Below are 12,601 nucleotides of genomic sequence, written 5' to 3' on the forward strand. Positions count from 1 at the left end.
GCCCGCGACTGTAACCGCCGGGGCCGACCGTGGGCCGTCGCCCACGGCGTGGCCCCGAGCACGTCAGCGCCCCTGCTGCGGGCCGGCAGCGGGCTCGCCGGCCCGCCGGTGGTCGGCGCCGGCTGTGTCCGACCAGTGGGCCCGGGGCGACCCGCCGGGGCGGTGCTCCCGCCCCCGGGACGACGGGCGGGGTCGGCTAGTCTCGGCGAGACTGTGGTCGGGGTGGGCAGAGCCTGTCGGGCAACCGAGGAGCACCCGCCGGTGAGACCGCGTGGCGCCGCCACGCGGGGGATGAGGAGGCAGCGGGCAGTGGCTCGACGCAGCAAGCTGGCGAAGGTCGCCGGGCTCGGTCTCCTGGGAGCGCTGACGCTCAGCGGGTGCGACGTCACGGGCAGTTGGCTCAGTTGGGGATGGCCCGAGGGCATCACCGACCAGGCCGAGCGCATGCACGACCTGTGGATCGGTTCGACGATCGCCGCCCTGGTGGTCGGCATCGCGGTGTGGGTGCTCATCGCCTACGCGACCATCCGGTACCGGAAGCGCGGGGACGAGCTGCCCCGGCAGACCGCCTACAACCTCCCGCTCGAGGTCGTCTACACGATCATCCCGTTCCTGATCATCGCGGTGCTCTTCTTCTTCACCGTGAACACCCAGAACGAGGTCCGCGACGTCAGCGACGACCCGGACGTCACGGTGGAGGTCAACGCCTTCAAGTGGAACTGGCAGTTCGTCTACCCCGAGACGGAGACCGCGGGCGGTGAGGCCGTGTCGACGGTCGGCACCAGCACCGAGATCCCGATCCTGGTGGTCCCCACCGACCAGACGATCCGGTTCGAGCTGGCCTCGGCGGACGTCATCCACTCCTTCTGGGTGCCGGAGTTCCTCTTCAAGCTCGACATCCTCCCGGGCAACGAGAACGGGCGGGACAACGTCTTCGAGGTCACCGTCCGCGAGGAGGGTGCCTTCGTCGGCCGCTGCGCCGAGCTGTGCGGCACCTACCACGCGTTCATGAACTTCGAGCTCCGTTCGGTGTCACCTGATGCGTACGAGGACTACCTCGCGGCACGCGAGGAGGGCCTGTCGGTCTACGACGCGCTGGTGCTCATCGGCGAGCCGGGCGAGGCGGTCTCCACGGAGCCGTTCCTGCTCCAGCGCGAACAGGCGGTGGCCTCGGATGACTGACCCGATCACCTCGCACCACCTGGAGGAGCGGCCGTGAAGGTCGAAGCGCTCATCTTCAACTTGATCACGGTGTTCTGCCTCGTGACCGCAGTCGTCTACGGCTTCTGGGCCCGTGAGCCGATCGGGACGACGGCGCTCGCGCTGTCCGGCGGCCTCACCGCCCTGATCGGTGGCTTCTTCTGGTTCGTGAGCCGGCGCATCGACGCCCGTCCCGAGGACCGCAAGGACGCGGAGATCGCCGACGGTGCCGGCGAGCTGGGCTTCTTCAGCCCGGCGAGCTACTGGCCGTTCGGGCTGGCGTTCTCGGCCGGGATCATGGGCCTCGCGCTGGCCTTCTGGTACCCGTGGCTGGTCATCATCGGTGTCGTCGCGCTCATCGTGACCATCGGTGGGCTGCTCTTCGAGTACTACGTCGGGCAGAACGCGCACAGCTGAGCGACACCTGCACGGCACGCTTCAGCGGGGCCCCTTCCCAGTCGGGAAGGGGCCCCGCTCAGCATGTTGTGCCTTTGGGGCAGCGGAGACACGGGGACAGGCGGGCTGGGGCCGTGGTGACGGGGCTGCCGTGCCGTCGAAGGAGCCACACACTGGCTGAGTCGATGCCGGGTGGACACCGGGTGACCACCTGGCCGGGTTCCACCCGGGGAGCACGTCCGGCCTCCTGACGCCTCGTTCGGCATGCGGAGGCTGCACTCCCGTGCCCCCTGCGGCCGCTGGCTGGGCGGGCGGGCTTCAGGACGCTCGTGCAGCGGTCGCGGCGTACCTCGGATCTGGACCCGTTCCGGCGCCTGGCGCTGCAGTCGCTGCACCTCGTTGAGCCTGCCTCCATCAGGCGCTGGGAGGAGGTGGCGACGGGCCCGCGGCGGGCGGTGACGACCTCGTGGTCGAACGGGGGCCGAGATGAGTCGGCTGCGCGTGCGCGACGAACTCGGAGACCATGGCGACGTCCGTCATCTGGCGCCAGAGGAGTGCAGAAGAGCGGTCCAGTGACCGGGCCCGCTACCGAGGTCGAGCACTGCTCCGACGAGCCCGGTCAGCTGCCGCCGCACGGGAGCGGTGTCGTCCTCGGGCTCCTGCCGGCCGCAGCCGAACAGGTCGATGTACCGACCTGACATGGGCGAGGACGTGTCACGCACCGGCTGGCGGCCGCCGCCGGAGGACGGCGGCTGCGCCGCGCGGTCACGAGAGACGCCGGTGATCCGCCGTCTCAGCGTGCGGACGGATCGAGCCCGGGCAGAGCAGCCGAAGATGCAGCAGAGCAGCCGGAGATGCAGCAGGGCCCCGACGAAGGTGTCCGTCGGGGCCCTGCTGCTGGTGCCTTGCGTCAGTCGCGCGGAGCCTGCGGCCGACCACCTTCGGAGGGACGGCCCCCCTCGGAGGGGCGGCCAGAGGTGATGGACTGCCGGTCGGCCTGCTCCGACTCCAGCCCGCGGGCCTCGAGCTCTGCCTGCCGCTGCACCTCGGCCGGCTCTTCGACCGGCTTGAAGAAGCCCTTGATCGCACGGCGTGCGCCGCCGACCTGGTTCATCTTCTTGGGCACCGAGGCGCCGCCGTAGGCCAGCTGGCCGTGGCCGTGCTCGTCCACCGGGCCGAGGGGCTGGTGGACCTCGATGAACTCACCGCTGGGCAGCCGCCGGATGACCCCGGTCTCGATGCCGTGCTCGAGCACCTCGCGGTCGTGCCGCTGGAGCCCGATGCACAGCCGGTAGGTCATCCAGTAGGCGAACGGCGGGAGCACCAGGCACCCGATCCGCCCGAACCAGGTCATCGCGTTGAGGCTGATGTCGAACTTGTCGGCGATCAGGTCGTTGCCACCGGAGATCCACAGGATCACGTAGAACGTGAGGGCCATGGCGCCCACCGACGTCCGGACAGGGACGTCGCGGGGGCGCTGCAGCAGGTGGTGGGATGCGGTGTCCCCGGTCAGCTTGCGCTCGATCATCGGGTAGAGCGCGAGCACGGTGAACATCATGCCGGCGCCGACCACGGTGGGCCAGAACAGCGCCGGGATCGTGTAGTCGCCGGGCAGGTTGATGTCCCAGGCCGGGAAGAGGCGGGTCGACCCGTCGAGGAAGCCGATGTACCAGTCCGGCTGCGAACCGGCCGACACCTGCGCCGGGTTGTACGGACCCCACAGCCAGATCGGGTTGATCTGCACCAGACCGCCCAGGGCGGCACACAGCCCGAAGACGATGAACAACAGCGCAGTCGCCTTCACGGCGAACGCGGGGAAGAGCCGGTTCCCGACGACGTTGTGCTCGGTGCGACCGGCACCGGGGAACTGCGTGTGCTTCTGCTTGACCAGGATCAGCAGGTGCGCCGCGATCAGGGCCAGGATGATCGCCGGGAGGATCAGCACGTGGACGATGTAGAACCGTCCGATGATCTCCGTGCCGACGTAGTCGCCGTTGAAGACCGCCCAGTGCGCCCAGGTGCCGATGACCGGCAGCGACAGGATGATCGCGCTGATGATCCGCAGGCCCGTGCCCGACAGCAGGTCGTCGGGGAGGGAGTAGCCGGTGACGCCCATGAGCAGCGCCAGGACCAGCAGCACGACGCCGATCAGCCAGTTGGTCTCGCGGGGGCGGCGGAACGCACCGGTGAAGAAGATCCGCAGCAGGTGGATCACGATCGAGGCCACGAACAGCAGGGCGGCCCAGTGGTGGATCTGCCGGATCAGCAGACCGCCGCGGACGTCGAAGGAGAGCCCGAGCGTCGACTCGTAGGCCGCCGACATCTCCACGCCCCGCAACGGCGCGTAGGTCCCCTCGTAGACGACCTCCTGCATCGTGGCGTCGTAGAAGAACGTCAGGTACGTGCCGGAGAGCAGCAGGATGACGAAGGAGTAGAGCGCGATCTCCCCGAGCAGGAACGACCAGTGGTCAGGGAAGACCTTGTTCAGGGTCCGGCGCAGCGGGCCGGCGACGATCAGCCGGTCGTCGACCTCGAGGGCCGCTTTCCCGATCTTGCTCGTCGGCGCACCAGGCGCCGCCGTGGTGGTGGCCATCAGATCCGTTCCCGGTTCCAGTAGGTGGGGCCGACTGCCTCAATGTAGTCGCTCCGTGCCACGAAGTAGCCCTCGTCGTCGACCGTGATGGGCAGCTGGGGGAGTGCGCGGGTCGCCGGACCGAAGACCGGCTTTGCCCCTTCGGTCACCTGGAACTGTGACTGGTGGCAAGGGCAGAGGATGCGCCCCGTCTCCTGCTCGTAGAGCGACACCGGGCAGCCGGCGTGCGTGCAGATCTTCGAGTACGCCACGTAGTCGCCGTAGGAGAAGTCGGCCTGGCCCTCCCGAGGCTCATCGCTGAGCTGCTGCTCCGGCCGGAGCCGGATCAGCATGGTGGCTGCGTCGGCCTGCCGGTTGCCACCCTCGACGGCCGGGAAGACCGTCTCGAGCGAACCGGGCTGCTGGTCACCCGGACGGATCGGGGTGCCGTCGTCGCGGAGGAGGCGGACCCCCTCGGCCCACGACGTGGTCCCGAGCGGGTTGCCCGTGTTGGGGTTCTTGATCAGACCGCCCAGCGGGGCGATCAGCATGGCGCCGAAGGCGGCGCCCATCACGCCGAGCGTGCCCAGGAGCAGCTTGCGGCGAGGGAGCCCGGACTTGTCCAGGCCGCTCATCAAGGACGCACCGGTGGTGACCCGGTCGAAGTGCGAGCCGTCGTGCTTGTCCTGTACCGCGGTCTCGTGCGGCAGCAGCTTCTTGACGTACTGGACCAGGCCGATGCCGATGCACAGCAGCGACAGGCCCATCGCCAGCCCGAGGAGCGGGGTGAACAGCGCGCTCCAGGAGTCGGCGCCCACCTCCCACTCCCAGTCGGGGAGGAACCAGCCGGAGCCGGCGTAGACGACCAGGAAGGCGACGGCGAAGAACGCGCCGAGGGCGAACCACATGGTCACCTGGCGGGTGGCCTGCTTCTCCAGTGCCGACCCCGGCACGGGACCGGGCTCGACGTGCAGGATCTCCACGCCGTCGTAGCGGGCGCCGAGCCGGTCCAGCTGCGTGCGGTCCATCGCCGCCAGCTGCGCCGGGGTGTACTCGTCGTCCGGCCCGCCGTGGGTGGGGCCGTCGACGTCGCTGCCGGTCGAACCAGGGTGCTTGTCCGTCGTGCTCACGCCTTCGTCCCCATCCAGAAGATCCCGAACAGCAGGGCACCGACGCCGGCGACCCAGAGCACCAGGCCCTCGGCGACCGGACCGGCGCGACCGATCGGGGCGCCACCGGGGTCGGCCTGGTCCTGGATCGTCTGCACGTAGTCGATGACCGAGCGCTTCTCCTCGGGCGTCAGCTGGTTGTCGCCGAACACCGGCATGTTCTCCGGGCCGGTCAGCATGGCCGCATAGATCTGCGCGTCGGTGAGGCCGTCCAACGAGGGTGCCCGCTTCCCGGAGGAGAGCGCGCCGCCCTCGCCGACGAAGTTGTGGCAGGAGGCGCAGTTCAGGCGGAACAGCTCGCCGCCCTCGGCCAGCTCGCCGTCGCGCAGGTCGCCCGAGGGAACGGTCGGACCGCCACCGTTGGCCTGCACGTAGGCCATCAGCTGCGCGATCTCCGCCTCCGTGAAGATCACCGGGTGCTCCGGCGCCTGGGCCTCCTGGCGGACCAGCGGCATGCGGCCGGTGGAGACCTGGAAGTAGACCGACGCCGAGCCGACCCCGATGAGCGACGGGCCACGGTCCTCCACGCCCTGCAGGTTGGAACCGTGGCAGGTGATGCAGCTCAGGACGTAGAGCTCGCGGCCGGCCTCGACGGCGATGGACTCGCTGTCGGACCGTTCGTCCGCGGCGATGGCCCCGGGGGCGAAGGCCGAGTAGCCCACCCCGGTCAGGACCAGGGCGGCCATCAGCCCGGCCACGTTGGCCAGGCGGCGGCGCTGCTTGGAGCGGCGCCGGTCACGGGCGGCGGCGGCCGGCGTGCCAGCGACCAGCCGGCGACGCAGCAGCCCGCGACGGCCGCCCTCGAGAGGGGCTTCGGACGAGGCCTTCGTGGTGGACACCCGGTTCCCTACTTGATCAGGTAGATCGTGATGAAGAGGCCCACCCACACGACGTCGACGAAGTGCCAGTAGTAGGACACCACGATCGCGGACGTCGCCTGGGCAGGTGTGAAACGGCCCATGGTGGACCGTATGAGCACGAAGACGAAGGCGACGAGGCCGCCGATCACGTGCAGGGCGTGGAAGCCCGTGGTCAGGTAGAAGACCGACCCGTAGGCCGACGACGCGATGGTCGTGCCGTGGTCGACCACGAGGGTGCGGTACTCGAACATCTGGCCCAGCACGAAGACCAGGCCCATCACGAAGGTGATGGTGAACCAGCGCCGCAGGCCGTAGACGTTGCCGATCTCCGCGGCGAAGACGCCGAACTGACAGGTCACCGACGAGGCGACCAGGATCAGTGTGAAGAACAACGCGTACGGCACGTTGAGCTCGGTCGGCTCCGGCGGCCAGCCGTCCTCTGCGCGGGCGCGGGCGGTGAAGTACATGGCGAACAGGCCGGCGAAGAACATCAGCTCACTGGCGAGCCAGACGATCGTGCCGACGCTGACCATGTTCGGTCGGGTCAGGGAGTGCACCCGCGAGGTGTCGAAGGTGCTGCTCGCCACGGGGGCCGTTGTCACGGGTTCATCATGGCATCGGGACAGCCGCCCCACGACGTGGGGTACGTGGGCGTGGCGCGCTCGGTCCGGCCACCTGCGGCGAGCCCGGCACGTCGCCTCCCCACCCCTCGCACCGGGGGCACTAGGCTCGCGCGGGTGAGCCCTGACGCCGCACCGGCCACCGTCCTGGTCTTCAGCCAGCGGGCCGAGGTCCGCACCGCCGTCCGGACGGCCCTGGGCAACGCTCCGGCTGCCGATGTGGGGCCGGTCACGTACCTGGAGTGTGCGACCGCCGACGAGGTGGTCGCCGCCGTCGACCGCGGTGGCGTCGACCTCTGCGTGCTGGACGGTGAGGCGCAGCCGACCGGTGGCATGGGGATCAGCCGCCAGCTGAAGCACGAGATCGCCGACTGTCCGCAGCTGGTGGTGCTCATCGCCCGGCAGGCGGACCGCTGGCTGGCGCACTGGTCGATGGCCGACGCCACGTTGGCCTACCCGGTCGACCCGCTGACCGCGCCCGAGGTCGTCGCCGGACTGCTCCGCGACCGGGCAGCACAGCGCCCGGCCGTCCGTCGCTGACCCGATGACGTCAGCCAGCCCGACCTGGCCCGGCCTCCTCACCCGACTCACCAGGGGTGAGCACCTCGCGGCCGAGGACACCCGCTGGGCGATGCGCCAGGTGATGACCGGGGAGGCGACCCCGGCCCAGGTCGCCGGGTTCGTCGTGGCCCTGCGGGCCAAGGGCGAGTCCCCGGAGGAGGTGGCCGGGCTCGCCGCGACGATGCTGGAACAGGCGACCCCGGTGCAGCTGCCGGTGGACTGCGTCGACATCGTCGGCACCGGGGGCGACGGCGCGCAGACGGTGAACATCTCCACCATGGCCGCGATCGTCACCGCGGCGGCCGGCGTCCCGGTGGCCAAGCACGGCAACCGGGCCGCGTCGTCGGCCTCGGGCACCGCCGACGTCCTCGAGGCGCTCGGGGTGGTCATCGACCTGCCTGCCCCGGCGGTGGCGCACTGCGTGCGGGAGGCGGGGATCGGCTTCTTCTTCGCCCCTGTCTTCCACCCCGGGATGCGGCACGCGGCGGCTCCCCGACGGGAGCTGGGGATCGGCACGGTCTTCAACTTCCTCGGCCCGCTGACCAACCCGGCCCGCCCGGTGGCCGCCGCGATCGGCTGCGCGGACACCCGGATGGCCCCGGTGCTGGCCCAGGTGCTCGCCGACCGGGGTACCCGCGCGCTGGTCTTCCGTGGGGACGACGGCCTCGACGAGCTCACCACCAGCACGACCTCGGCCGTGTGGGTGGTGCGCGACGGTGAGGTGGTGGCCGAGCGGCTGGACCCCACGGCCCTGGGCATCCCGGTGTCCGGGCCAGGGGCCCTGCGCGGTGGCGGCCCCGATGTCAACGCCGAGGTGGTCCGTCGGCTGGTGGCCGGTGAGCCGGGACCGGTCCGGGACGCGGTGCTGCTCAACGCGGCCGGGGCCCTCGCCGCGTTCGACACGCGTGGGGCCCGGCTGCACGACGCGCTGGGCGCCGGGCTGGAGCGCGCAGCGGCCGCTGTGGACGACGGCAGGGCAGCCGCGAAGCTGGCCGACTGGGTGCGGGTCAGCCGCGCCGCCCGCGGGTGACGACCCGGTCGCACTCAGGCCGCGCAGACGTCGGCTGAGCCGGCTACGGGTCGACCCGACGTCCGGGTCGAGCTACTGGTCCGTCGACTCGAAGCCGATCGAGAACGCGGCCTCCAGGTCGTGCCGGGAGTGGGCACGGAAGGCGATGTGCGTGGCGGTGTCGACGACGCCGGGCACCTTGTTGATCCGACCGGCGATGACCTCGGCGATCTCGTCGAACTCGTGCACCCGGACGAGCGCGACCAGGTCGACGTCGCCGGCGACGGAGTAGACCTCGCTGACCCCGGGCAGCGCGGCGACCGCCTCGGCCACCTCGCCGATCGAGTCGGTGGCGGCATCGATCATCACGATGGCGGTGATCACGTCCGGGATGCTAGCCCGGTCGCGACCCGGCCGCGCCGTCCGGCGGTGCGCCCACCGGCTGCCGGGGCACCCGGGGCGACCCGGTCCGGCTGGCTGCGGGTGCTGAGCGACCGGGTGTCGGCGAAGGGGTCCCGCTCGGCGCGGCCGGCCTCCACCTGGGCGAGGAAGCCGCTGTAGTCGCCCGTGCCGGGGGTGCGGCTGGCCAGCGTGCCGGTCAGGTCGACCAGGCGGGTGCCGGGCTTCTCCATCCAGCGCAGCACCAGCTCCGTCTCGTCGACCGAGGCGGCCAGCTCGTCGTCCGGGCCGGTCGGGGTCTCGGCGGTGGTGCGCAGGTCGGCCAGGTGGCCACGGACGGACCGCCCCCGTTCGGCGACGCCGGCAGCGACCAGTCGGCCGCGACGGACCACCGCCAGCTGCCAGCCCCCGGCGCCGTCGGGCCGGGCGAGGACCAGTTCGGGCACGGTGGCCAGCGACTCCAGGCGCTGCCGACGCCGCACCGCCCGGACCAGCACGGCCACCCGGTCGCGCAGCACGGCCGCCTCCTCGTACCGGCCCTCCTCGGCCAGCCGTTCGACCCGGTGCAGCAACGGTGCGACCAGGTCACGGGGGTCGGACTCGACGGCCGCCCGGAACACCGCTGCGATCGAGGCGTACTCCTCGCGGGTCTGGTCGCCCGTGCAGGGCGCCCCGCACCGGCCCATCCCGGCCAGGGCGCAGGCACTGCCCAGCACGGTCAGCGACAGCCGGGAGGTGCACTGCCGCAGCGGCAGGGACTCGTGCACGGCGGCGACGGCGGTGTCGGCTGCGCGCCGGTCCGGGAAGGGGCCGAGGAACGCGCCGCCCCCCGGGCGCACCCGGCGCACCACCGACAGCCGGGGGAACGGCTCGTCGGTCAGCCGGACCCACAGCGCGCGCTCGGGGAACCGGGACCGCCGGTTGTACCGGGGCTTGTGCTCGGCGATCAGCCGGAGCTCCCGGACGGCGGCCTCGAGGTCGTGCGCGCACGGCAGCGCCTCGATCCGTTCGGCGAGGGTGATCATCTCGGTCATCCGGCTGCGCTGCTCCCCGGCGGAGAAGTAGCTGCGCACCCGGCTGCGGAGATCGCCCGACGTGCCGACGTAGAGCGGTTCGTCACGAGGGCCGCGGAAGACGTACACCCCGGGACCGGAGGGGACGTGCTCGGCGAGGTGGCGCTTGCGGCGACGCTGCGGGTCGACCTGGCGGGTCAGCCCGGTCAGCTCCTCCAGGGAGGTGATGCCCAGCGGCCCGAGGCGCTCGAAGAGCCCGTGCAGGACGTCGACGGTCGCGCGGGCGTCGTCCAGCGCGCGGTGACAGGGCTGGGTGGAGGTGGAGAAGTAGGGCGCGAGGGTGGCCAGCTTGCAGTTGGGCACCTCGTCGCGGCTGAGCAGCCGGCGGGCCAGGACCGCGGTGTCGACCGAGGCGGACACCGGCCAGAGCAGCCCGCTCGCCTCGCAGGCCGCCCGCAGGAACCCCAGGTCGAAGGGGGCGTTGTGCGCCACGAGGACGGCGCCGCGGGCGAACTCCAGGAAGGCCGGCAGCACCGCGTCGATCCGCGGTGCCGCGGCCACCATCATCGAGGTGATCCCGGTCAGCACGCTGATGTAGGGCGGGATCTCGTGACCGGGGTCGACCAGGGTCTGGAACTCGCCAAGCACCTGACCGCCGCGGACCTTGACCGCCCCGATCTCGGTGATCGCGCTGTCCTTGGGTGAGCCCCCGGTGGTCTCCAGGTCGACGACCACGAAGGTGACCCCGGCCAGTGGGGTGCCCAGGTCGTCGATCGTCGCCTGCTGGAAGCGTGGCTCGGCCTGCGCCTGGTGGCCGCTCGGCAGCGCCACCTGCCGCCATCGGGAGGGGGTGGGGCCCGTGCTGGGCGGGGGGACCGGAGGGGGTGCTGGTGGCTGCGCGGACGGCGCGGCAGGTACGGACGGCACGGCGCGGACGCTAGGTCGCGGGTCCGACAGTCCCCGGGAAGCCACGCCGCGCGAGCCGTCGGCCCGGGGCCGCGGGGCCGGCTCCTCGACGCGTCGACCGGGCTCCCCGGCCGGGAGCCCGGCAGAACTGTCGGTGGTCGCTCCTACGGTCCGCGGTGTCTGGACCACAGGAGACAAGGAGAGCCGCCGTGCTCATCGACTGCGACACCTGCACCGTCCGCGGTCACGGCTGCGACGACTGCGTCGTGACCGTCCTGCTGGGCGCCCCACCCGACTGGCGGGGGAGCGCCCCCACCGTCGTGCCGCTCACGCGACGCCGGCCAGGGGTGCCCGCCGGCGTCCCGGCCGGTGAGGGCGTGCGGGTGGCCGGCGCCGCACCGGGGGAGGCGTCGGCCGACGGCGCGGGCGGGCCCGACCAGGGTGCGGCCGAGGGGGCGCGCCCGGTCGTCGAGTGGGACGACGTGGAGGAGCAGGCCGTCCGGGCCTTGGCAGACTTCGGGCTGGTTCCGCCCTTGCGTCATCAGGATGCGTCGTCGCACGGGGACCGCCACGTGAGCTGACAAATTGCACCCCTGTGATTTGTCAGGTCCTGGGGTCACTTCGAGGTTTGACGGGGCTAGGTCTCGATCCGGTCACGGACATACGTTCGTCGTGTCCGAACGAGACGAAGTCGCCACAGAGGGTGACCTCGCTCGGGCACCGCCGGACCGCCGCCCCGTTCCTCGGGTGGTGCGCCGCGGTCCGAGTGCGAGAAGTGGAGTCCGGCGCCCGTGGCGAGCCCCCAGTCCCGCGCCCTGCCAGCATGGTCGGCCCCCGCTGCCGACACCCCGGTGCACGCGCGCCCCGGCCGTCTCGCCGGTCGACTGGGCGTCGGGATCGTGGCAGTCGTCGCCGCGAGCCTGACGCTGGCGGTCCTGCCGGGCGATGCCGCCGCGGCCCCGGGCGACCAGGCCACCGAGGCGACCAGCCCGGAGCAGGCCACCCAGCTGGCGGCCGACGCGACCCACGAGCTGGAGGTCGTCACCGAGCAGTTCAACGAGGCGCAGGAGACGCTGGAGCAGCAGCAGGCAGGCGCAGCCGCCGCGGCCCAGACGGTCGCCGAGGCCCAGGCCCGACTGGCCGCCATGGACGAGCAGGTGCGCCGGGTCGCCCGCAGCGCCTTCACCGGGGAGCACCTGTCCCGCTTCAACGCCCTGATGACCAGTGGGTCGCCGGACGAGTTCGTCTCCCAGGTGACCACCCTGGACAGCATCGCCGGGCACACGAACGACGTCCTCGCCCAGGTCACCGCGGCGGCGACTGCCGCTGCGCAGGCACAGGCGGAGGCGGAGGCGGCCGCCGCGGCCGCGGAGCAGACGCTGCAGGACGTCGCCACGCGGCAGCGTGAACTCACCTCCCGGATCGGCGAGTACCAGGAGCAGCACGACGCCCTGACCGTCGTCCAGCAGGAGGAGGTGGCCGAGGAGCACGCCGGGCCGGTGCTCGAGGCGCCGGTCGAGGTGGTGGCCACCAGCTCCTCCGCGCAGGTCGCCGTGGACACCGCCATGGCCCAGCTCGGCGACCCGTACGTGTGGGCCGCCGGTGGCCCGGACGCCTTCGACTGCTCGGGCCTGACGCAGTACGCCTACGCGGCGGCAGGGGTCACCCTGCCGCACTCCAGCCGCCTCCAGTCCACGATGGGGACGGCGGTCTCACGGAGCGAGCTGCAGCCCGGCGACCTGGTCTTCTTCCGCAGCCCGGTGAGCCACGTGGGCATGTACATCGGCGGCGGCCAGATGGTGCACGCCGCCACGTTCGGCGTCCCGGTGCAGGTCACCAGCGTCGACATGGCCGGCTACGCCGGGGCGCGCCGCTTCCTCGGCTGAGCCGTCCGGT

At 72.1% G+C, this 12,601-nt stretch carries 12 protein-coding genes; 6 read left to right on the forward strand and 6 right to left on the reverse strand.

The features are described from left to right. The first annotated feature begins 309 nt into the window (after positions 1-309). Together ctaC and O2W53_RS06145 are read left to right on the forward strand one after the other, a co-directional pair. Complete coding sequence (gene ctaC / locus O2W53_RS06140) at positions 310-1,182, forward strand: aa3-type cytochrome oxidase subunit II (protein ID WP_269162123.1); 873 nt, start codon at positions 310-312, stop codon at positions 1,180-1,182. A 33-nt stretch (positions 1,183-1,215) separates the two neighbouring features. Beyond that, a complete protein-coding gene (locus O2W53_RS06145) occupies positions 1,216-1,617 on the forward strand; it encodes a cytochrome c oxidase subunit 4 (protein WP_269162124.1) in 402 nt (133 codons plus the stop codon). A gap of 889 nt (positions 1,618-2,506) precedes the next feature. On the opposite strand, the gene qcrB is transcribed toward O2W53_RS06145, so the two are convergent. The 4 genes from qcrB to ctaE are packed head-to-tail and all read right to left on the reverse strand — an operon-like array spanning position 2,507 to position 6,799. Further along, a complete protein-coding gene (gene qcrB / locus O2W53_RS06150) occupies positions 2,507-4,189 on the reverse strand; it encodes a cytochrome bc1 complex cytochrome b subunit (protein ID WP_269162125.1) in 1,683 nt (560 codons plus the stop codon). Beyond that, on the reverse strand, positions 4,189-5,298 hold the full coding sequence (gene qcrA / locus O2W53_RS06155) for a cytochrome bc1 complex Rieske iron-sulfur subunit (protein WP_269162126.1): 1,110 nt from the start codon (positions 5,296-5,298) through the stop codon (positions 4,189-4,191). Before qcrA ends, qcrB begins: the two co-directional genes overlap by 1 nt. Continuing rightward, positions 5,295-6,176: a cytochrome bc1 complex diheme cytochrome c subunit gene (gene qcrC / locus O2W53_RS06160; RefSeq protein ID WP_269162127.1), complete on the reverse strand. Its 882-nt coding sequence runs from the start codon at positions 6,174-6,176 to the stop codon at positions 5,295-5,297. Before qcrC ends, qcrA begins: the two co-directional genes overlap by 4 nt. A gap of 8 nt (positions 6,177-6,184) precedes the next feature. After that, a complete protein-coding gene (gene ctaE / locus O2W53_RS06165) occupies positions 6,185-6,799 on the reverse strand; it encodes an aa3-type cytochrome oxidase subunit III (protein ID WP_036334859.1) in 615 nt (204 codons plus the stop codon). A gap of 135 nt (positions 6,800-6,934) precedes the next feature. Between ctaE and O2W53_RS06170 the strand changes: the two genes are divergently transcribed. Further along, complete coding sequence (locus tag O2W53_RS06170; RefSeq protein ID WP_269162128.1) at positions 6,935-7,357, forward strand: hypothetical protein; 423 nt, start codon at positions 6,935-6,937, stop codon at positions 7,355-7,357. Between the two features lie 4 nt (positions 7,358-7,361). Continuing rightward, positions 7,362-8,408 (forward strand): anthranilate phosphoribosyltransferase, encoded by a 1,047-nt coding sequence (trpD, locus tag O2W53_RS06175; RefSeq protein ID WP_269162129.1) that lies wholly within the window; start codon positions 7,362-7,364, stop codon positions 8,406-8,408. Positions 8,409-8,480: 72 nt separating this feature from the next. On the opposite strand, the gene O2W53_RS06180 is transcribed toward trpD, so the two are convergent. Together O2W53_RS06180 and O2W53_RS06185 are read right to left on the reverse strand one after the other, a co-directional pair. Beyond that, complete coding sequence (locus tag O2W53_RS06180; protein WP_269162130.1) at positions 8,481-8,771, reverse strand: Lrp/AsnC family transcriptional regulator; 291 nt, start codon at positions 8,769-8,771, stop codon at positions 8,481-8,483. Then, complete coding sequence (locus O2W53_RS06185) at positions 8,768-10,630, reverse strand: DEDD exonuclease domain-containing protein (RefSeq protein ID WP_269162131.1); 1,863 nt, start codon at positions 10,628-10,630, stop codon at positions 8,768-8,770. Before O2W53_RS06185 ends, O2W53_RS06180 begins: the two co-directional genes overlap by 4 nt. A 284-nt stretch (positions 10,631-10,914) precedes the next feature. Here O2W53_RS06185 and O2W53_RS06190 point away from each other — a divergent pair, with 284 nt between their 5' ends. Together O2W53_RS06190 and O2W53_RS06195 are read left to right on the forward strand one after the other, a co-directional pair. Continuing rightward, positions 10,915-11,286, forward strand: coding sequence for a hypothetical protein (locus O2W53_RS06190; protein ID WP_331253782.1), 372 nt, complete (start codon positions 10,915-10,917; stop codon positions 11,284-11,286). 318 nt (positions 11,287-11,604) lie between these two features. Further along, entirely contained in the window at positions 11,605-12,591 is a 987-nt protein-coding gene (locus tag O2W53_RS06195; protein WP_269162132.1) for a C40 family peptidase, read from the forward strand. Positions 12,592-12,601: the final 10 nt, after the last annotated feature.

The sequence above is a fragment of the Modestobacter sp. VKM Ac-2978 genome (assembly GCF_026968025.1).
In the GTDB taxonomy this organism is placed as follows: Bacteria; Actinomycetota; Actinomycetes; order Mycobacteriales; family Geodermatophilaceae; genus Modestobacter.

Excerpts from the sequence above, each read along its gene's own strand:
- qcrB (WP_269162125.1), bottom strand. The coding sequence starts at position 4,189 with ATGGCCACCACCACGGCGGCGCCTGGTGCGCCGACGAGCAAGATCGGG.
- trpD (WP_269162129.1), top strand. The coding sequence starts at position 7,362 with ATGACGTCAGCCAGCCCGACCTGGCCCGGCCTCCTCACCCGACTCACC.